Raw genomic sequence first — 20,069 nt, forward strand, 5'->3', positions numbered from 1 at the left:
ATGGCCGATATGAGCGACTTCCGCCGGGTGTCCGACGACGTCCGGAACTGGGGCCGGTGGGGCGATGCTGATGAGCTCGGCACATTGAACTTCATCACGCCCGAGAAGGTCGCTCAGGCGGCATCAACGGTCCAGCGCGGCAAGGTTTTTCCGCTCGGCGTCGACTTCGGATCGTCGGGTCCGCAGGGTGCGTTCCAGTATCGGCAGAATCCCACCCATGTGATGACGATCGACGGCGGCGACGCTCAGACGTTGATGGAGTATGGGCCCAAGTGGCTCAAGAACCCGGCGGCCGTGCAACTCAGTGGGTACAGCACAGCCGGACCGATGCGGTTCAACGACGACATGATCATCATGCCGCTGCAAGCTGCTACCCAGTGGGATGCGCTGTCGCACGTCTACTACGAGGACAAGCTATACAACGGATTTCCGGCGGACTCGGTGTCCAGCCTCGGCGCCTACTACCTGGGGATCGACAAGGTCGCCAGCTTGGGCATCACCTCGCGGGGTGTGTTGCTCGACATCGTGAAGCTACGCGGGGTGCCGACGTACTGTGAGCTCGGCGAGCCGATCACCCCAGCCGAACTCGACGAGGCCGCCAGGACACAGGGCGTGACCATCGAACCCGGCGATATCGTGCTGGTCCGAACCGGTTGGTGGGCACGCTTTGTGGAGACCGGTGACGGTGCCGAGCCGGGCGCTGGGCTGGACTGGACCTGCGCAGCGTGGCTGGCCGATCACCAGGTGGCGGCCGTGGCGGCCGATAACCTGATGGTGGAGAACCCGGCATCTGGGGTCGATGGTGCCATCCTGCCGATGCACATGCTGTGCCTGCGGGATATGGGTCTGCTGCTGGGCGAGTACTGGAACCTCACCGAGCTGGCCGTCGATTGTGCGGCCGACGGTCGCTACGAGTTCCAGCTCGTCGCATCGCCGCTATCTGTCACCGGGGGCGTCGGCTCGCCGGTCAACCCGATCGCGATCAAGTGAGCATTCAGAACCGGACCATTGTCGTCGACGGTCTGACCACGCATTTCCTGGAAGCGGGCCACGGCGACCCCGTCGTGCTGCTGCACGGTGGCGAGTTCGGCGTCAGTGCCGAAATCGGCTGGGAACGAATCATTCCGCTACTGGCGCAGCACTATCGGGTGCTGGCACCGGACATGCTGGGTTTCGGTGACTCGGCCAAAGTCGTCGACTTCACCGACGGACGGGGCCTGCGGATCCGGCATATCGCCCGGTTCTGTGCGCTGTTGGGTATCGACTCGTCGCATTTCGTCGGCAACTCGATGGGGGCCATAAACCTCTTGGTGGATCTCACCTCGGGGGCTCCTGTGCTGCCGGTGCGTAGCGCGGTGACGATCTGCGGCGGCGGTGAGATTCAGAAGAACCGGCACGCGAGCGCGCTTTACGAGTACGACGCCTCCTACGAGGCGATGCGCGCGATTGTGGAGGCGCTGTTCTTCAACCCGTCCTACCCCTCTGACGAAAACTATGTACGACGCCGCTACGAGTCGAGCATCGTTCGCGGGGCCTGGGAGTCTTTGGCGGCGGCTCGTTTTCGTCGGCCCGGCGTGGAGGCTCCGCCGACCCCCTCGAGCAAGCGGGCCTACGAACGGATCGACGTTCCGGTCCTAGTGGTCGAGGGCGCGGGCGACAAGCTGCTGGCACCGGGGTGGGCGGCTGAGATCGCCGGGCAGATCAGCGGTGGCCGCTCGGCGGTGGTCGACGATGCCGGTCACTGCCCGCAGATCGAACAGCCCGAAGCTTTGGCGGACGTCCTACTGAAATTCTTCGCCGAGGTGACCGTCTAGTACTGCAGCCGTAGTTCGAGGTCATTGGTTTTCACGCCGTCGGTAGTGGGACAGTCGGGCTCGGTATTGGTGTCTTCGGTGCCAGTGTGACCAGGCCAGCAGGGGCGCGACGGTGTAGTTGGTGATCAGCAGCAGGGGCGTCGAAGAGGCGGCGGAACTCGTTGACAGTCAACGGGATCAGCCCTGCCGGGGTGGGTGTGGTGTCGCGTTCGACGAGGCCTGTGGCGGCGTGGAAGGACTCTTCGATGCGCCAACGCTGACCGGCCACGGCCACCAGGGTGCGCAACGGCGCTGTAGCAGCGTAGGTAGGCCAACTCGCCCGTGGCATCGTTGCGGCGGATCGGCAAATGGTGCACACCGGTGTCGGTATCGTCTTCAGCCAGCAGCCGAAACCCAGCCCACGAGTACAGCCGTGGTCCGTGTGCGCCGATCAGCGTGGGCAGCGCATCGACGCGGACCGCGCCGGCGTGGGTAGGGACACGCCGGTTGGCCGCTATCGCCAGAAAATATCCGAGCCGGTGGCCACGCACGGCGGCGCACAGCCGCGGGTCGGTGCCATAGACCTCATCGGCGGCCACCCACGCTGCGGGCGCCTTCGCAGCCACCGCCCGCTCGATCAGCGTTGCCGCCATCGTCGGTGTGGTCGCGAAACCCTGCTTGTCCTAAGGGATTCCGGCGGCAGCGCAGCGGTCGGGATCCTCGGTCCACGACTTGGGCAGGTACACAGCGCGGTCGATCAGGGCGTGTCCGCGCGGCGCGGTGTAGGTCAGATACACCGCCACCTGGGAGTTCTCGATACGCCCTGCGGTGCCGCTGTACTGGCGTTGCACCCCGACACTGTGGACGCCTTTCGTCACATCGCCAGTCTCGTCGACCACCAAGATCGCACCCGGATCACCGAAAGCCTCGATGACGTACTCGCGCAGATCGTCACGAACATCGTCGGCATCCCAGCGGGCCCGGGCCAGCAGATGCTGCAACCCGTCGGGAGTGCTCGCGCCGCGGTGCTCGGCGATGGTCCAGCAATTCTTGCGGTCCAGGCCCGAGACCATGCCCGCAATCAGCGCGCCAGCATGCCGAAGTGGTTCGTAGCGACGGAATCGCGGCGCGATCCGGTCGATCACCACCGAGAACTCCGTCTGCCACCGATCAGGGTTCACCCTAGGAGCCGCGGCGACCGCGGCGTATTCGGTTGTCTTCACAAACTCTGAACACTGCCGCGGTCACCGCCCCTGAACAGCACACACACCCAACATCAGCAATCCCGATCTACGGCTGCAGTACTGTCCCATCGCCTTGGACAACAATCTGTCGACCTGGGTCAATTACGGCAACCGCTACTGGCCCGCCGGCTACCTCGTCGACGCCATCGGAACGGTGCGGCACATCACCTTCGGTGAAGGTGGCTACGCCCGACACCGAACGGATTGCCGCGTCAACTGCTCACCGACGCGCATCCAGGTGAAAAGCTGCCCGCACCAAGTTATTTCCCTGACAGCACACCACCTCAGGGGTTGACACCCGAGACGCATCTGTCAGTCGGCAAGGCCAATACGGCCAAGGCAAACGGGATTTTCAGTACCCGCCACAGCGTCGCGACACTGCCGTTGCCTACTGTGGCCACTGGTCACTGGACTATCAGGGCTCGATCGCGGATGCCGACGCCTGCGCGATCGAGCTGAACTACCGTGCCAAAGTCGTCTAGCTGGTCGTCGGCGGCACCGGAACCGTGACGGTCTCCCGCGGTGGTCGGACGCGTGCGGTTGCGATCAGTGGACCGCCGACCAGCCGCCAGATCGTGGCCGGCGTGGACATCGCGCCCCGACACCTTGAATTCCAGGTCAGCCGTGGACTGCAAGTATTCTCCTTCACCTACGGCTGAAGCCGGGCTGATGCGCGATTAACACCTGACCAGCGCCGTCTGGCACAATTAATGGCTGGCCGACCCGCGGCTTCCTTCGAGGATGCGCCGGGGCCTGGTCACGCACGCGAGGCAAAACCGGATCCGGCAACCCGTCGGGATCGCTGAATTGCAGCGTGATTACCCGCAGGAGTTACTACATGGCTGTCAAGATCAAGCTTGCCCGGTTCGGCAAGATCCGCAACCCCCAGTACCGCATCGCAGTCGCTGACGCACGCAACCGTCGTGATGGCCGCGCGATCGAGGTCATCGGCCGCTACCACCCCAAGGAAGATCCGAGCCTGATCGAGATCGATTCCGAGCGCGCGCAGTACTGGCTGTCGGTCGGAGCTCAGCCCACCGATCCCGTCCTCACGCTGCTCAAGATCACCGGTGACTGGCAGAAGTTCAAGGGTCTGCCCGGCGCCGAGGGCACGCTGAAGGTCAAGGAGCCCAAGCCCAGCAAGCTCGACCTGTTCAACGCCGCGCTGGCCGAGGCCGATGGCGCGCCATCCGGTGAGGCTGCCCAGCTCAAGAAGAAGAAGGCGCCCGCCAAGAAGGCTGAAGCTGCTGACGCTGAGCCCGCCGCCGAGGCTGCTGCCGAGCCGACCGCCGAAGCCACTGAGGCCGCCGCAGAATGAGCTCGGTCGTCGTTGACGCCGTAGAGCATCTGGTCCGCGGGATCGTCGACAATCCCGACGACGTTCGCGTCGATATGGTCACCAACCGGCGGGGACGCACGGTTGAGGTCCATGTGCACCCCGAGGACCTCGGCAAGGTGATCGGCCGCGGCGGTCGCACCGCGACGGCGTTGCGCACCCTGGTCGCCGGTATCGGCGGTCGCGGTATCCGCGTCGACGTGGTGGACACCGACCAGTAGCGATGGAGCTCGTCGTCGGGCGTGTGGCGAAAGCGCACGGGATCACCGGCGAACTGGTGATCGACGTCCGCACGGACGACCCCGACGAGCGCTTCGCTGTCGGTAATCGGTTGCACCTCAAGCCTTCTCGCGGGGGCGCGGGCAAGGATGTCGTCATCGAGACGGTCCGTCCGCATGGTGCCCGCCTGCTGGTTCGGCTCAACGGCGTGTCCGACCGCAATGCCGCTGACGCGTTGCGCGGCAATCTGTTCGTCGTTGACACCGCTGATCTGCCCGAGATCGAGGACCCTGATGAGTTCTACGACCATCAGCTCGAAGGGCTCGCTGTACGGACGGTCGACGGCCTCGCTCTGGGCACGGTCGCCGAAGTGCTGCACACCGCCGGCGGCGAGCTGCTGGCGGTGCGCAACACCGACGGCGCCGAAATCTTGGTGCCGTTCGTCGGAGCGATCGTGACGTCGGTTTCGTTGGCCGAAGGGATCGAAATCGACCCGCCTGAAGGACTTTTGGACTTGGACGGCATCGGTTGAGATGCGCGTTGACGTCGTCACGATCTTTCCCGACTATCTAGCCCCAATCCGGCAGTCCTTGCCCGGCAAGGCCATCGAGTCGGGAATCCTTGATGTCGCGGTACACGACCTGCGCCGCTGGACCCACGACGTGCACCACTCCGTTGACGACTCGCCCTACGGTGGTGGTCCCGGCATGGTGATGAAGGCCCCGGTTTGGGGTGAGGCGATCGACGAGATCTGCACCGAGGCATCACTTCTGGTGATTCCGACGCCGGCGGGCCGGCTGTTCACCCAAAACGACGCCCAGCGCTGGACGGGGGAGTCGCACCTGGTGTTCGCCTGCGGTCGTTACGAAGGTATCGACCAGCGGGTTGCCGAGGATGCGCGCCGGCGGATGCGGGTCGAAGAGGTGTCCATCGGCGACTACGTGCTGGCCGGCGGCGAGGTGGCGGCCTTGGTGATGATCGAGGCCGTCGTCCGGCTGCTGGCCGGCGTGATGGGCAATCCGCTCTCGCACCAAGACGATTCGCACTCGCCGGAGAAGGACGGTCTCCTGGAAGGCCCGAGCTACACGCGTCCACCGACCTGGCGCGAGCTGCCCGTACCGGAGGTGCTGCTCTCCGGTGACCACGGCAAGGTCGCGGCCTGGCGTCGCGAACAGGCGCTCGAGCGCACCCGGTCGCGCAGGCCGGACCTGTTAGGAGACTGAGTGCCCGGCGCGGCACTGGTTACCGGTCGCCGCTGAGGGGTATTGAGGAAGGCGTGACTCGTCCAACAACCGGCGCTCCGCCAGAACCGGCGGCCGCGCAGGTGAGCGGCCGGCAACGCAACCTCGTCTTCCTAGCCGTCGTGCTGGGCATGCTGTTGGCGGCCCTGGACCAGACGATCGTGGCCACCGCGTTGCCAACCGTCGTCGCCGATCTCGGTGGGGCCGGCCACCAATCGTGGGTGGTGACCAGCTATCTATTGGCGTCGACGATCGTGACGGCGGTGGTCGGCAAGCTCGGCGACACGTTCGGCCGCAAGATCGTGTTCCAGGCCGCGATCCTGTTCTTCCTGGCCGGCTCGGTGCTGTGCGGGCTGGCCGGGTCGATGAGCATGCTGGTGGGGGCGCGGGCGCTGCAGGGTATCGGTGGCGGGGCGATCACCGTCACGGCGGTTGCGGTCATCGGTGAGGTGATTCCGCTGCGGGAACGCGGCCGCTACCAGGGTGCCCTGGGCGCGGTGTTCGGCGTCACCACCGTGGTCGGCCCGCTGCTCGGCGGGCTGTTCACCGATCATCTCGGCTGGCGGTGGGCGTTCTGGATCAACGTGCCCGTCGCTGTGGTGGTGCTGATCGTCGCCGCCTGGGCGATACCGCAGCTGGGCCGGACCTCTCGGCAGGCCATCGACTATCCGGGCATCGTCTTGATCGGGCTCGGGGCGGCCGGGCTGACCCTGGCCACCAGCTGGGGTGGCACTACCTACGCCTGGGGGTCGGCGACGATCATCGGGTTGTTCGTCGGATCTATCGTCGCAATCGTCGCGTTCGTCGTCGTCGAAAGTCGTGCGACCGAGCCGATTCTGCCGATCCGGTTGTTCGCAGACCCGGTGTTCACGGTCTGTTGTGTGCTGTCGTTTGTCGTCGGCTTCGCGATGCTCGGTGCGCTGACGTTCCTGCCGACCTATATGCAGTTCGTCGACGGGGTCTCAGCGACGGTGTCCGGGCTGCACACCCTGCCGATGGTGGTGGGACTGCTTGCCACGTCGTTGACCAGCGGTGTCATTGTGGGCCGCACCGGGCGCTACAAGGTCTTCCCGGTCGCCGGCACCGCGATCATGGCCGTCGGCTTCGTGCTGCTGTCGATGATGGACGCCCATACCTCGGTTCTGGTGCAGTCCCTGTTCCTGTTGATCCTGGGCTCCGGTATCGGCCTGAGCATGCAGGTGCTCGTGCTGACCGTGCAGAACACCGTGGATTTCACCGATCTGGGTGTGGCCACCTCGGGTGTCACGTTCTTCCGCACCATCGGCAGCTCGTTCGGCGCGGCGATCTTCGGCTCGCTATTCAGCAATTTCCTGGCCGGCCGGCTGCCGTCCGCCCTGGCCGCCAGCGGCGTCTCACCCGGGGTGGCGCAGTCCCCGCAGGCCCTGCATCAGCTGTCCCGTGAGGTCGCCGCACCGATCGTCGACGCCTACGCCGACTCGTTGAGCAAGGTCTTCCTGTTCGCGGCGCCTGTCGCTGTCGTCGGTTTCGTCGTCGCGCTGTTCCTCAAACAGGTGCCGCTGCGCGACGCCGCTGCCATGGGCAGCACCGACCTCGGCGAGGGTTTCGGGATGCCCACCACCGAACCCGCCGAGAAGGTGTTGGAGGTGGCGGTCAGCCGGTTGATGCGCGAGACCCGCGGCATGCACCTGCCGGCACTGGCCCGATCCGGGGGCAGCCATCTCGATGTACCGCGGATGTGGGCGCTGTTGCAGATCTATCGGCATGCCCAGGTGTCCGGCCCGGTGGCGGTGGCCGATATCGCCGCGCACCATCGGGTGCCCGCAGAGATCCTCGAACCCGTCTTCGACCGGCTAGTCGCATCGGGATACGCCCAGCGCGGCGGCGACCAATTGTGGCTGAGCGCCTCGGGTGCGGCCGAGGTGAATTACGTTCGCAACCAGATCGCGGGTTGGATCACCGAGACCCTGACGCGCTCACCGGCATTCGAAGGCCGGCCCGACCGCATGCAGGTTCAGGGTGTGATGGAACGCATCGCCCGCAATGTGCTCGCCGAGAATGGCGGTGCTGAGCAGTACACCCGTCCGATGGTGTTGGGTTCCCATCGCGAGCCGGCCACAGCGACCGCGCCGACGATGCGCATTCGCTCCGGCGCGGCACTCACAGAGGACAACATCCCGACCCGGCCATTCCGGCCGCGCGCTGAAATCCGCCGGCCACCGCCGCCCGGACAACCTCGCCGCTAGATCCGCCCGCCGGGGAACATCGTCTTCACAACCTGCGTCATGGTGGCGCGAGCAGTGGCGTCGTCGACCGGCTGCAGTGCAGCCATGGCCATCACGAAGCGGTGATCGGCTCCGATCACCCCGGTAGTCATGTGCAGCCAGTTGCCGCCGTTCCAGCAGCACATCCAACCTTGTTTGACCGCAACGGTTTCCGCGAACAGGGCGTCTGGAATGCCAAACCGCTGCGGGTACCCATCAACGCCGGTCGGGGTGGACTCCGACAGGTCGCCCAGGATGGCGGCGGCCTGAGACGCGGGCAGCCCGCCGGTGCCGTCGAGCAGCATGTCGTAGTAGCGCACCAGGTTCGCGGTGGTGCTCATGGTGTTCCACCAGTTGCCGTCGTAGGGCGGGCTGGTCGATTCCAATCCGTACCGCGCGCTCACGCGGTTGATGATCGCGTTGCCGCCACCATCGCCCCAGAACACGTCGGCGGCGCTGTCATCGGAGGACCGCAACATCACATCGAAGGACTGCTGCTCGGCAGGGGTCAGCTGGCGCTGGCCTTTGGCCACTTGCATCAGCAGATCGTCGGCGATGAACAGTTTGCTCACCGAGGCGATCGGGAAAGGCGCGTCGTCACCGCCGGTGAGCGTCTGACCGGTGGTGCGGTCGAGCACCGTGAAGCTGATATCGGCACCGTTCTGGGCGGCCTCGGAAGCGGCTACCTTCGCCCGAACGTCGAGGCCGGTGGTCGTATCGGGTGGCGCGTCGGGAATCCCACCGAGCGCGGGTGCTTGCGGGATGTCGTCCGGGCCGGCTGACATCAGATTGACCGGGCGGGCGGATCGGTCGTTGGGGCCGGCGTTGATCTGGGCGGAGGATGCGGCCACCAGCGCCCCGACGAGGGCCGCCGCGGTGCCGCCGACCAGCATCGACAGCTGCCGTCGCATATCCATCTCCTCGAAGGCCCAGGGGAACGCCGTAGTGTTGGGTGCTGCGTTGCCGCCCGACCGTAAATCAGGTTAACCATAGCTTCTGGACACCGCGCGGTTAGCCAGCTAGATCATTCTGAGACCTCGGCGGGTCGCGCGATTTCACTGCTCGCGGTGCATCTGGCACAATTGAGTAGTTGCCGCGCGGGCTGGGCCTTTTGTTCCGCCTGCTGCGCCAGACAACACGTGCCCGAATCCATCGGCCCGGCGACCGCCAGCGCTTTGCGCAGGCAGTTGGCTGCGCCGCGAACTGCAAGGAAGTGTCACCGATGAACACGCTGGACTTCGTCGACCAGGCGTCGCTGCGCGACGACATCCCGACCTTCAGCCCCGGGGACACCATCAATGTCCACGTGAAGGTCATCGAGGGCAACAAGCAGCGCATCCAGGTCTTCAAGGGTGTTGTCCTGCGCCGTTCCGGCGGCGGCATCCGCGAGACCTTCACCGTGCGCAAGGAAAGCTACGGCGTCGGCGTCGAGCGGACCTTCCCGGTGCATTCGCCCAACATCGATCACATCGAGGTCCTCACTCGCGGTGACGTGCGGCGCGCCAAGCTCTACTACCTGCGCGAGCTGCGGGGCAAGAAGGCCAAGATCAAGGAGAAGCGCTAAGCGTCGGGTGTGCGCGGCACTGACCAGTCAGCTCGTCTGACTACGCTAACGACGTGACCGACAACACCGGCCCGGACGATTCCCCACCGGAATCCGCCACAACGACGGATGCTCCGGACGACACCACCGCTGACGACGCTCCTGCTCAGGATGATTCTGCCGCTGCCGCTGGCGCGGCGGGCGAAGAAAAGAAGCGGTCAGCCCTCAAAGAGGGCGCGATCCTCGTTGCCATCGCGGTGGTGCTCTACTACGTGATGCTGACGTTCATTGCGCGTCCGTACCTGATTCCGTCGGAATCGATGGAACCCACCCTGCACGGCTGCGCCGGATGCGTCGGTGACCGCATCATGGTCGACAAGGTCACCTACCGGTTCGGTGAACCGCGGCCCGGTGACGTCATCGTCTTCAAGGGTCCGCCCAACTGGAACGTGAGCTACAAGTCCATCCGCTCGGACAACACCGCGATCCGGTACGTGGAAAACGCCTTCTCCGTGGTCGGATTCGTGCCGCCGGACGAGAACGATCTGGTGAAGCGCGTGATCGCGGTGGGCGGCCAGACCGTCCAGTGTCGCGCCGATACCGGGCTGACCGTGGATGACAAGCCGCTCACGGAGCCTTATCTCAACGCGCAGACCATGAACGCCGATCCGTTGGTCTACCCGTGCCTGGGCAATGAGTTCGGTCCGGTGAAGGTGCCCGAGGGGCGGCTGTGGGTGATGGGCGATAACCGCACCCATTCGGCCGATTCCCGCGCACACTGCACGAGCACGCCCGAGGACGCCCAGAAGGGCATCCTGTGCACCGGTGACCCGATCGCCGGCACAGTCCCGGTGAGCAACGTCATCGGCAAGGCGCGGTTCATCGCGTGGCCGCCGTCTCGCTGGGGTGGTGTGTCCTCGGTCAACCCGCAGCAGGGCTGATCGTGCCGGCGATGACCTGGCCGCCGCGGACGGTGATCCGCAGATCGTCGGGGCTGCGGACCCTCGAATCCGCTTTGTATCGCAGTGGTTTGGGGCCGGTCGCCGGTGTCGACGAGGTGGGCCGTGGGGCGTGCGCCGGCCCGTTGGTGGTGGCGGCGTGTGTGCTCAGCCCGAACCGCCTCGAGAGCCTGGCGGCCCTCGATGATTCTAAGAAGCTCACCGAGGCCGAACGAGAGCGTCTGTTCCCGATCATCAAGCGCTACGCGCTGGCCTATCACGTGGTGTTCATCCCGGCTCCCGAGGTCGACCGCCGTGGCGTGCACCACGCCAATATCGAGGGGATGCGACGGGCCGTAGCGGGTTTGTCGGTGCGGCCGGGGTACGTCTTGTCTGACGGTTTCCGGGTGCCGGGGCTACCGATACCGTCGCTGCCGGTGATCGGTGGGGATGCGGCGGCGGCGTGTATCGCGGCGGCCAGTGTGTTGGCCAAGGTCAGCCGCGACCGGCTGATGGTCGCGATGGACAAAGATCACCCGGGCTATGGGTTCGCCGACCACAAGGGTTACAGCACCCCGGCGCACAGCGCGGCGCTGACCAGCCTGGGACCCTGCCGCCAGCACCGGTTTTCCTATATCAATGTGCGGCGGGTAGCTGGGGTCGGTCGTACCGGGATGGTGGCCGAGTGCCCACCCCCGCAACGCGACGATGAGGGGTGAGTCAAGATGGATACCGATGAAACGACAAGAGGACCGCTGAGCTGATGAGTGCCGAAGATCTCGAAAAATACGAGACCGAGATGGAGCTCTCGCTGTACCGCGAATACAAGGACATCGTGGGGCAGTTCAGCTACGTCGTAGAGACCGAGCGCCGCTTCTACCTGGCCAACAGTGTCGAACTGGTACCGCGCAATACCGACGGCGAGGTCTACTTCGAGCTGCGGCTGACCGATGCGTGGGTGTGGGACATGTATCGTCCGGCCCGGTTCGTCAAACAGGTGCGAGTGATCACCTTCAAAGACGTCAACATCGAAGAGGTCGAGAAGCCCGAGCTGCGGCTGCCCGAGTAAATCAGCGCAGCGACGCGTCGATAGCGTCGGCCGACAGGATCTTTTCCAGGACCAGCGCCGCGCTGCCGATGTTGCCGGCCTTGTCGCCGTAGGTGGATGGCACGACCTGGAGATGGCGGGTAGCCAACGCAGTTGCGTTGCCGTACAACGTTTCTCGCAGACCAGCCACGAAGTAGTCATAGGCGCCAGACATGTCGCCGCCAACCACGAGAACCTCGGGATTGAGCAGGTTCACTGCGGCGGCGATCAGTTCGCCGACGTGGCGACCGCTTTCGCGCAGCAGCTGGCGTACTTCGCCGTCGCCGTGGTTGGCCAGTTCGACGACGTCACGGATGTGGTTGACCGCGCGGCCCTGCTCCCGCGCCGTGCGCACCAGTGCCCATCCGCCGGCGATCGCCTCCAGGCACCCGGTGTCACCGCAGCGGCACGGGATGCCATCGGCCGCCGCGATCTTGTTGTGGCCGAATTCGCCTGCCGCGCCCAGAGCGCCGCGCTGCAGAACGCCGCCGGCCACGATCCCGGCGCCAAGCCCGGTGGATGCCTTGATGAGCAGCAGGTTGGCGTGCACCTTCAAGGGGCCGCGGCGCTCGGACAGGGCCTGCACATTGGTGTCGTTATCGAGCACGATCGGTGCCGAGGTCAGCTTACGGAAGTACGGCTCCAGCGGGACCCCGTCCCAGCCGCTCATCACCGGTGAGGCCAGGCTGCAGCCGCGCTGCTGGTCGACGGTGCCGGGCAGTGATACCCCGACGCCGAGGACGTCGCGGGCGCAGTGGCCGGTCTCGTCGAGCAGCACCTCAAGGCGCTTGACCAGGTCAGGCATCAGGTCGTCGGGGCCGATGCGGATCTCGGAGTCCATATCGGTGAGCGCGGTGATGTCACCGGCGAGGTTGCACACCGCCAGTCGGGTGCGGCTGCGACCGATGGCCGCCGACAACACCACGCCGGCTTCGGCGTTGAACCGCACCAGCGCCGGTGGCCGACCGCCGGTCGACGGGCCTTCATCGCCCTCGGAGACGAGTCCGCGGCGGGTCAGCGCGGAAATCCGGCTGCCGACAGCCGTCCTGGATAGGCCGGTGACCTCGCGTATTTCCCCGCGGGTGGTGGTCACGCCGTCGCGAATCAGCCCAAAAACGTCCCCCGCCGTAGCGGGGGCGGCAGAACGCCTGGTGACGGGCACCTTTCCATTGAACCAAGAACTATGCCGCCTACAAAGCAATAGAGACACCTATCACTTTTGTTCTTTTCAGGCAAAAGGTAGTTGGAGGTGCGACTGAAGTCACGCTAGGGTTGGCGGCAGGAATCGAACGCTGCAGCGCGGCAGCTACCGCCACCGCACAGAAAGTCGATACCTCTTGACTGTCACTTCCCGGCCCGCCGGACCGGCGGCGTCTCCCACCCTGTGCCCACGCCGGGCACAGCTGGGCATCCTGGCCCTCGCGCTGGGCGGATTTGGCATCGGCACCAATGAGTTCGTTTCGATGGGTCTGCTGCCCGAGATCGCCGGCGACCTGTACATCTCCGAGCCGACCGCAGGCCACGTCATCTCCGCCTACGCGTTGGGCGTGGTGGTCGGCGCGCCCGTCATCGCCGCGGTGACCGCCAAGTTCAACCGCAAGATCGTGCTGATGTGCCTGATGGCGCTGTTTGCTATCGGCAACGTAGTCACCGTGTTCGCGCCGAACTATCCGGTGCTGATCGGGGCGCGTTTCCTCGCAGGCCTGCCACACGGCGCCTTCTTCGGTGTCGCGGCACTGGTGGCCGCTCAACTGTTGGGACCCGACCAGCGGGCCAAGGCTGTCGCGCAGGTGATGACCGGCCTGACGGTCGCGACCGTCGTCGGCGTGCCACTGGCGTCGTGGCTGGGCCAATTTTTCGGCTGGCGCAGTGCGTTCGCGTTGGTCGTGGTCATCGGGCTGGTGACGGTGGCCGCGATCTGGATGTGGCTGCCGGACCTGGCGGCGGCCCGCAACACCAACACTCGCACCGAACTGGGGGCGCTGCGGCGCCCGCAGGTGTGGCTGGCGCTGGTGATCGGCATGGTCGGTTTCGGCGGCATGTTCGCCGTCTACACCTATATCGCGACCACGCTGACCGATGTGTCAGGTGTACCGCGGTCCTGGGTTCCGTTGGGGCTGATGGTCTTTGGCGTGGGCATGGTGGTCGGCAACTTGGCCGGCGGCCGGATGGCCGATCGCTCGGTGATCCGTGGCTTGTATGTGTCCATGGCCTCGTTGGCAGTGGTGCTGGCGATATTCGTTGCGGCCGCGCACAATCCATACACCGCGATGCTGCTGCTGTTCGGCATCGGCGCCGGGGGAGCGGCGATCGCCCCTGCGTTGCAGACCCGCCTGATGGATGTCGCCGCCGATGCCCAGACGCTGGCCGCCGCGCTCAACCACTCGGCGCTCAACATCGCCAATGCATCGGGGGCGTGGATCGGCGGGTTGGTGATCGCCGCGGGGTACGGCTACACCGCGCCGGCCGCGGCGGGTGCCGCGTTGGCCGTCAGCGGACTGGTGGTGCTCACAATCTCGGTGGCACTGCAGCGTCGTTCTTCGGTTGGCACCCCGTGATCAGGAAAGTCCTGGCCTTCGTGCGCAGACAGCTCGAGCCCGTGCAGGTGGAACTGTATTTGCCTGCACGGCAGCATATGACGATCGTGATGGGTGAGAGACCCGTCCGGAAGGAGGCGAGCTGATGACCGAACAGGTGATCTTCCGCCACGATCCCGACCATCAACCGCAGCTCACCTACCGGAGTGTGCCCAGCGGGTGCGCCGGAGGTGCCAACACGTTGGCCGAAGCCCGCGCGTCGTACCGGACATGCCTGTCCGCCCGGCTGCACGTGGACCGGCGGGCACTGCCGCCCGTCGTCGAACATATCGAAGGACTGGTCCGCGGCATGTGGGTGCGCACCAGAATCGGTGCGGTCCATCGGGATAAGTCCAGCGACAGAATGCTTCTGCAGATCTTGCTGGCCGAACAGTCCGGACTTCGCGATGAAGTGGTCCGCTTGAGCGAGGCGGGGGCCGAGCCGGTCGTCGTGCTCGCTGAGCCTGACCATGCGATCGAGGGGTTGCTCGACCAGATGTCGGCGCGCGACGTGCTGTTGGTCGCCCATTCCGATGACAATGGATCCGTCGGGTGGAGTGTGCTCGTCGGGTCGGAATCTGTTATCGGCCATGGTGTTCCCCATCTGCAGGATGACGCGGTATTGCGAGCGACGCCGGTGGCCACATTCACGCAGACGTGCGCGGGCGTGGGCCAGATGGTGCAGTGCCTGGCCGCCGCGGACATCGCGTCATGACCGCCTTGCTCGACTCCCCGGTTGACTTCTCGGCCGCGGGGAACACTGATGGGCGGGACTTCTCCGAAGGGAGGACCGTGCGTAGAACGCCGGAGTGCTGGCTCACCGATATGGACGGTGTGCTGGTGCGCGAGGAGCATGCGCTGCCCGGGGCTGCCGACTTCTTGGCGCGCCTGATCGATAAGCAACGCCGATTTCTGGTGCTGACCAACAATTCGATCTATACCCCGCGTGACTTAGCGGCCCGGCTGGCTCGTTCGGGTCTTGACGTGCCGGAAGAGGCCATCTGGACCTCGGCCATGGCCACCGCGGCGTTCCTGAATGATCAGTTGCCCGGCGGGTCGGCGTACGTCATCGGCGAGGCAGGGCTGACCACCGCGCTGCATGAGGCGGGATACACGCTGACCGATACGGATCCGGATTTCGTGGTGCTCGGTGAGACGCGCACCTACTCATTCGAGGCGATCACCAAGGCGGTCCGGCTGATTGGCAAGGGTGCGCGGTTCATTGCCACCAATCCGGACGTCACCGGGCCGTCGGCCGAAGGGCCGATGCCGGCGACGGGCTCGGTGGCCGCGATGATCACCAAGGCCACCGGTCGCGAGCCGTACTTCGTCGGCAAACCCAACCCGATGATGTTCCGCAGTGCGCTGAATCGGATCGAAGCACACTCGGAGAGCACGGTGATGGTCGGCGATCGGATGGACACCGATGTGGTGGCCGGTATCGAGGCGGGGCTGGAGACGATCCTGGTGCTGACCGGGTCGACGACGCTGGAGGATGTCGAGCGCTATCCGTTCCGGCCCGCGCGAGTGTTGCCGTCGATCGCCGAGGCGATAGAGCTGATCTAGACCTCACCGTCAACACCGCGTTCGAGCCCAGTCTGACCGGCGGCAACGGCGGACTGTTCTTCGGTGGGCCGAATGCTATGGCCGCCTACGACGGCAAGCCGGTGCCGCTTTTCACGGACCTGGTATGGGGCGTCTCCAACGTGACGCATCTCGATGGCCGCACGTTCACCGGCGAAAACAAGAAGATTATGAATTCCGGTAAGGAAGCACTAGTGCTGGTCGGTCCCTGTTGATGAATCTCTGACTGGGGATAACTGCCCGCTTTTCGTGCGATTGGGATCCGTACCGTCGGCGGCTGTCAGTCGGTTCCTCGACGCTTCACCCATGACGATGTTGACGCGCAACCAGATCGGCGCGCTCGGGGAGCAGCTGGCGGTCGAGCACCTGGCCTCGCTGGGTTTGCGGATCGTGGCGCGCAACTGGCGCTGCCGCTACGGCGAGCTCGATGTGATCGCCGCCGACGCCGACCGGGCGGTAGTGTTCGTGGAGGTCAAGACCCGCACCGGTGACGGGTACGGCGGCTGGGAGTATGCGGTCACCCCGGTCAAGGTGCGCCGCATTCGTCGGCTGGCCGGGTTGTGGTTGGCCGAGCAGGACCAGAGTTGGGCGGCGATCCGCATCGACGTGATCGGGATTCGGATTGGCCGCCAGCGCACCCCGGAGATCACGCACCTGCGCGGGGTCGGCTGATGGCGTTGGGGCGGGCTTACTCGGTCGCGGTGCGCGGCCTCGACGGCGAGATCGTCGAGATTGAGGCACACATCTCCTCGGGCTTGCCCGGGGTGTTCCTGGTCGGTCTGCCTGACGCCGCACTGCGCGAGTCGCGTGACCGGGTGCGTGCGGCAATCACCAACTGCGGCAACGACTGGCCGCAGTCACGGCTTGTCCTCGCCTTGTCCCCGGCCACCCTGCCCAAAATTGGCTCTCTCTACGACATCGCGATCGCGGCGGCGGTGTTGTCCGCCACCAGCAAGCGCCCGTGGGATCGTCTGGAGAAGTCGGTCTTGCTGGGGGAGTTGGCGTTGGATGGCAGGGTCCGCCCGGTGCGCGGTGTACTGCCAGCGGTGCTGGCCGCCAAACGGCAGGGCTGGCCCACAGTCGTGGTTCCGGTCGCGAACCTGGCCGAGGCCAGTCTGGTCGACGGGATCGAAGTGCTTGGGGTGCAGACGCTTCAACAGTTGCAGGGCTGGCTCAAAGGCAAGACGGCACTCGGCGATCGTGTCGACGTATCAACACCGTCGCCGGAGACGGTGGCCGATCTGGCCGATGTGGTGGGGCAGACCCATGCCCGCTTCGCCGTTGAGGTCGCCGCGGCTGGGGCGCATCATCTGATGCTCACCGGCCCGCCTGGCGTTGGGAAAACCATGCTGGCGCAACGTCTTCCCGGTCTGTTGCCCAAACTCAACGACAGTGAGGCGTTGGAGGTGACCGCCATCCACTCGGTCGTCGGATTGCTGTCGGAGAGCACCCCGCTGATTACTCACCCGCCGTTCATCGCACCGCATCACTCGTCGAGCGTGGCGGCTTTGGTCGGCGGCGGCTCCGGGCTGGCCCGCCCGGGTGCCGTCAGCCGGGCGCACCGCGGCGTGCTCTTCCTCGACGAGTGTGCCGAAATCCGGGTGAGCGTCCTGGAATCGTTGCGAACGCCATTGGAGGACGGCGAGATTCGGCTGGCCCGCCGTGATGGCGTGGCCTGTTACCCGGCGCGCTTCCAGCTGGTGCTGGCCGCCAATCCGTGCGCGTGCGCGCAGCCCGACCCGAAAGACTGCATCTGCACCTCACACGAGAAACGCCGCTACCTGGGCAAGCTGTCGGGTCCGCTGATGGACCGCGTGGATCTACGGGTGGAGATGCACATGGTGCGCGCCGGTGCCTTCGCCCCGGGCGAGGCGGAGAACACCGCCGCGGTACGTCACCGCGTTGCCCAGGCTCGCGCGGCGGCAGCGGAGCGCTGGCGCCGGTACGGCTTCACGACGAACGCCGAGGTGACCGGGTCGGTGCTGCGCCGAAAGTTTCGCCTCGACACCGTCGCGATGGCACCGCTGAAGACCGCGCTGGAGCGCGGTGTGCTCAGTATCCGGGGCGTCGACCGCTCATTGCGCGTCGCGTGGACTTTGGCGGATCTGGCCGGGCGCACGACGCCCAGTGTCGACGACGTCGCGGTGGCGTTGAGCTTCCGCCAGGGAGAGGTTGCGCCATGACCGAGAACGAAGCCAGAACGCTGGCCTGGGCGTATCTGTCCCGAGTCGCTGAACCGCCGTGTGACGAGATCGCCGCGCTGGTCGCCGAAGTCGGGCCCGTGGAGGCGTCGCTGCGGGTCGCCGCGGGCGAGCTGAGTCCCGCGTTGAGAGAACGCACCGCCGCGCGTCGCGATATCCAGGCGGCCGAAGCAGATCTGGATCTGCTGGAGCGCCGCGGCGGCCGATTGATCACCCCGGACGATGACGAATGGCCGGCGTTGGCGTTCGCGGCCTTCGGTGGATCCGCTGTGCGGGACAAGCCGCAGGGCCGGCCGCCGTTGGTCCTGTGGGCGATCGGTCCGGCCCGCCTCGACGAGCTCGCCCTGCGCTGCGCGGCGATTGTCGGAACCCGCGCTGCGTCCGGGTACGGCGAACATGTGACCGCCGACTTGGCTGCGGGCCTCGCCGAACGCGAGGTCGCCGTGGTGTCCGGCGGGGCCTACGGGATCGACGGGGCCGCGCATCGTGCTGCACTCGCGGTCGAGGGGCAGACCGTGGCCGTCCTCGCCGGCGGTCTCGATATTCTCTATCCGGCCGGTCATTCTTCCTTGCTGCACCGGATCAGCAACTCCGGTCTTCTGCTCACCGAGTATCCACCGGGTGTGCGCCCGGCGCGACATCGTTTCCTGACCCGCAATCGGCTGGTAGCCGCATTGGGTGCGGCTACCGTGGTGGTCGAAGCGGGGGTGCGCAGTGGGGCGGCGAATACCGCGGCGTGGGCGCGGGCGTTGGGCCGGGTGGTGTGCGCGGTGCCCGGTCCGGTCACGTCGGCATCATCGATCGGCTGCCACATCCTGCTGCGGAACGGTGCGGAGTTGGTGACCCGCGCTGAGGAGGTCATCGAATTGGTCGGGCGGGCAGGTGAATTCGCCGACGACCTACCGCGACCATCCGGTCCGCTCGACGGTCTCAGCGATGCCGAGAAACAGGTCTACGATGCGCTGCCGGCCCGTGGCACGCTCAGCGCTGACGAGATCGCGGTGGCCTCCGGCCTGCCACCGATCGGGGTGCTCGGGCCATTGGCGATGCTGGAGATGGCGGGACTGGTGCGCCGCGAGGACGGCTGCTGGAAGCTGGTCCGCCTTCCGGCGCAACGGGCGTAGCCAGCCCGAAAGCCCAGTCGGTACGTATAGTCGCGATGGTTGGCTAACGATTTTCGTCGGGAGGCGATGTGGCGGGTCGACCACTACACACATTTCAGGTCGCACACACCGAGCAGCTCGCACCGCATATGGTGCGCGTCGTTCTCGGTGGCACCGGCTTCGACACCTTCAAGCCCGGTGAGTTCACCGATTCTTACGTCAAATTCGTCTTTGTGCGTGACGACGTCGACGTGGCGAAGTTGAAGGGACGCCTCACGCCGCTGACTCTGGACGTCTTCAACAAGCTGCCAGCAGAACAGCAGCCGACCGTGCGCACCTACACCGTGCGACGGGTGGACGCCAAGGCTCGCCAGATCGCCGTCGATTTCGTGGTGCACGGTGAACAGGGGGTCGCCGGACCGTGGGCGGCGGCAGCCAAGCCGGGCGACACCATCCACTTGATGGGCCCCGGTGGCGCCTACTCGCCCGACCCGGCCGCCGACTGGTATCTGTTCGCCGGTGATGAGGCAGGCCTTCCCGCGATCAGTGCGGCGCTGGAAGCGTTGCCGTCCAACGCCATTGGCAAGGTCTTCATCGAGGTCGCCGGACCTGAGGACGAGATCGAGCTGGCCGCACCGGAATCCGTGGAAATCTCGTGGGTCTACCGCGGTGGGCGTGCCGATCTGGTCGGTGACGATCGGGCCGGTGACAATGCTCCACTGGTCGAGGCCGTCACCACCGCGGCCTGGTTGCCCGGCCAAGCCCAGGTTTTCATCCATGGGGAAGCGCAAGCCGTCATGCACAACCTGCGGCCCTACATCCGTAAGGAGCGCGGCGTGGACGCCAAATGGGCGTCCATCTCCGGCTATTGGCGACGCGGCCGCACCGAGGAGACATTCCGACAGTGGAAGAAGGAACTGGCCGACGCCGAAGGCGACCAGGGCTAGCAACGGAATAGTCA

Annotated in this window: 21 protein-coding genes and 2 pseudogenes; 20 read left to right on the plus strand and 3 right to left on the minus strand. The window is 66.1% G+C overall.

All coding sequences use genetic code 11. The annotated features are described in order from the left end of the window. Window positions 1-990: a cyclase family protein gene (locus tag G6N13_RS15360; protein ID WP_163698324.1), complete on the plus strand. Its 990-nt coding sequence runs from the start codon at window positions 1-3 to the stop codon at window positions 988-990. Further along, window positions 987-1,814 carry an alpha/beta fold hydrolase gene (locus G6N13_RS15365; protein ID WP_163698326.1) on the plus strand — a complete coding sequence of 276 codons (828 nt, stop codon included), beginning with the start codon at window positions 987-989 and terminating at the stop codon, window positions 1,812-1,814. The genes G6N13_RS15360 and G6N13_RS15365 overlap by 4 nt, the downstream gene beginning before the upstream one ends. A gap of 21 nt (window positions 1,815-1,835) precedes the next feature. Here the strand turns inward: G6N13_RS15365 and G6N13_RS15370 are convergent. Beyond that, window positions 1,836-2,935 (minus strand): annotated as a pseudogene (locus tag G6N13_RS15370) (IS701 family transposase). 461 nt (window positions 2,936-3,396) lie between these two features. Here G6N13_RS15370 and G6N13_RS26210 point away from each other — a divergent pair. The 6 genes and pseudogenes from G6N13_RS26210 to G6N13_RS15405 form a co-directional block, all read left to right on the plus strand. Next, window positions 3,397-3,696 (plus strand): annotated as a pseudogene (locus G6N13_RS26210) (cytochrome c biogenesis protein DipZ); the annotation flags it as partial. 179 nt (window positions 3,697-3,875) lie between these two features. Beyond that, window positions 3,876-4,355: a 30S ribosomal protein S16 gene (gene rpsP / locus G6N13_RS15385; RefSeq protein WP_163698330.1), complete on the plus strand. Its 480-nt coding sequence runs from the start codon at window positions 3,876-3,878 to the stop codon at window positions 4,353-4,355. Continuing rightward, entirely contained in the window at window positions 4,352-4,594 is a 243-nt protein-coding gene (locus G6N13_RS15390; protein ID WP_005148848.1) for an RNA-binding protein, read from the plus strand. The genes rpsP and G6N13_RS15390 overlap by 4 nt, the downstream gene beginning before the upstream one ends. A gap of 2 nt (window positions 4,595-4,596) precedes the next feature. Next, window positions 4,597-5,124, plus strand: coding sequence for a ribosome maturation factor RimM (rimM, locus tag G6N13_RS15395; RefSeq protein ID WP_163698332.1), 528 nt, complete (start codon window positions 4,597-4,599; stop codon window positions 5,122-5,124). 1 nt (window position 5,125) lies between these two features. Next, window positions 5,126-5,815 carry a tRNA (guanosine(37)-N1)-methyltransferase TrmD gene (gene trmD, locus G6N13_RS15400; protein WP_163698334.1) on the plus strand — a complete coding sequence of 230 codons (690 nt, stop codon included), beginning with the start codon at window positions 5,126-5,128 and terminating at the stop codon, window positions 5,813-5,815. Window positions 5,816-5,868: 53 nt separating this feature from the next. Then, a complete protein-coding gene (locus G6N13_RS15405) occupies window positions 5,869-8,058 on the plus strand; it encodes an MDR family MFS transporter (RefSeq protein ID WP_163698336.1) in 2,190 nt (729 codons plus the stop codon). On the opposite strand, the gene G6N13_RS15410 is transcribed toward G6N13_RS15405, so the two are convergent. Continuing rightward, window positions 8,055-8,987 (minus strand): serine hydrolase, encoded by a 933-nt coding sequence (locus G6N13_RS15410; RefSeq protein ID WP_163698338.1) that lies wholly within the window; start codon window positions 8,985-8,987, stop codon window positions 8,055-8,057. The genes G6N13_RS15405 and G6N13_RS15410 overlap by 4 nt on opposite strands. A gap of 311 nt (window positions 8,988-9,298) precedes the next feature. Between G6N13_RS15410 and rplS the strand changes: the two genes are divergently transcribed. The 4 genes from rplS to G6N13_RS15430 are packed head-to-tail and all read left to right on the plus strand — an operon-like array spanning window position 9,299 to window position 11,626. Next, window positions 9,299-9,640 (plus strand): 50S ribosomal protein L19, encoded by a 342-nt coding sequence (rplS, locus tag G6N13_RS15415; RefSeq protein ID WP_163702161.1) that lies wholly within the window; start codon window positions 9,299-9,301, stop codon window positions 9,638-9,640. A gap of 53 nt (window positions 9,641-9,693) precedes the next feature. Then, a complete protein-coding gene (gene lepB / locus G6N13_RS15420; RefSeq protein ID WP_163698340.1) occupies window positions 9,694-10,560 on the plus strand; it encodes a signal peptidase I in 867 nt (288 codons plus the stop codon). Between the two features lie 11 nt (window positions 10,561-10,571). Then, window positions 10,572-11,276: a ribonuclease HII gene (locus G6N13_RS15425; protein ID WP_407663738.1), complete on the plus strand. Its 705-nt coding sequence runs from the start codon at window positions 10,572-10,574 to the stop codon at window positions 11,274-11,276. A 44-nt stretch (window positions 11,277-11,320) separates the two neighbouring features. Beyond that, on the plus strand, window positions 11,321-11,626 hold the full coding sequence (locus G6N13_RS15430; RefSeq protein WP_071946215.1) for a DUF2469 domain-containing protein: 306 nt from the start codon (window positions 11,321-11,323) through the stop codon (window positions 11,624-11,626). Window position 11,627: 1 nt separating this feature from the next. On the opposite strand, the gene G6N13_RS15435 is transcribed toward G6N13_RS15430, so the two are convergent. Continuing rightward, window positions 11,628-12,806, minus strand: coding sequence for an ROK family protein (locus G6N13_RS15435; protein WP_163698342.1), 1,179 nt, complete (start codon window positions 12,804-12,806; stop codon window positions 11,628-11,630). A gap of 175 nt (window positions 12,807-12,981) precedes the next feature. On the opposite strand from G6N13_RS15435, the gene G6N13_RS15440 reads away from it, so the two are divergent. The 8 genes from G6N13_RS15440 to G6N13_RS15475 all read left to right on the plus strand — a co-directional run bounded on the left by G6N13_RS15440 (window position 12,982) and on the right by G6N13_RS15475 (window position 20,055). Continuing rightward, window positions 12,982-14,202 carry an MFS transporter gene (locus G6N13_RS15440; protein WP_163698344.1) on the plus strand — a complete coding sequence of 407 codons (1,221 nt, stop codon included), beginning with the start codon at window positions 12,982-12,984 and terminating at the stop codon, window positions 14,200-14,202. 124 nt (window positions 14,203-14,326) lie between these two features. Further along, window positions 14,327-14,935 (plus strand): hypothetical protein, encoded by a 609-nt coding sequence (locus G6N13_RS15445; protein ID WP_163698346.1) that lies wholly within the window; start codon window positions 14,327-14,329, stop codon window positions 14,933-14,935. Window positions 14,936-15,045: 110 nt separating this feature from the next. After that, a complete protein-coding gene (locus G6N13_RS15450; protein WP_179965158.1) occupies window positions 15,046-15,786 on the plus strand; it encodes an HAD-IIA family hydrolase in 741 nt (246 codons plus the stop codon). A gap of 77 nt (window positions 15,787-15,863) precedes the next feature. Continuing rightward, entirely contained in the window at window positions 15,864-16,019 is a 156-nt protein-coding gene (locus G6N13_RS15455; protein ID WP_163698348.1) for a hypothetical protein, read from the plus strand. Window positions 16,020-16,110: 91 nt separating this feature from the next. Then, window positions 16,111-16,476: a YraN family protein gene (locus G6N13_RS15460; protein ID WP_163698350.1), complete on the plus strand. Its 366-nt coding sequence runs from the start codon at window positions 16,111-16,113 to the stop codon at window positions 16,474-16,476. Beyond that, the gene (locus G6N13_RS15465; protein WP_163698352.1) at window positions 16,476-17,987 is read left to right on the plus strand and encodes a YifB family Mg chelatase-like AAA ATPase; all 1,512 of its coding nucleotides are present in this window, start codon (window positions 16,476-16,478) and stop codon (window positions 17,985-17,987) included. The genes G6N13_RS15460 and G6N13_RS15465 overlap by 1 nt, the downstream gene beginning before the upstream one ends. Continuing rightward, a complete protein-coding gene (dprA, locus tag G6N13_RS15470) occupies window positions 17,984-19,129 on the plus strand; it encodes a DNA-processing protein DprA (protein WP_163698353.1) in 1,146 nt (381 codons plus the stop codon). The genes G6N13_RS15465 and dprA overlap by 4 nt, the downstream gene beginning before the upstream one ends. 68 nt (window positions 19,130-19,197) lie before the next feature. Then, complete coding sequence (locus G6N13_RS15475) at window positions 19,198-20,055, plus strand: siderophore-interacting protein (protein ID WP_163698355.1); 858 nt, start codon at window positions 19,198-19,200, stop codon at window positions 20,053-20,055. Window positions 20,056-20,069: the final 14 nt, after the last annotated feature.

The organism is Mycolicibacterium sarraceniae (genome assembly GCF_010731875.1).
Taxonomy (GTDB): domain Bacteria; phylum Actinomycetota; class Actinomycetes; order Mycobacteriales; family Mycobacteriaceae; genus Mycobacterium; species Mycobacterium sarraceniae.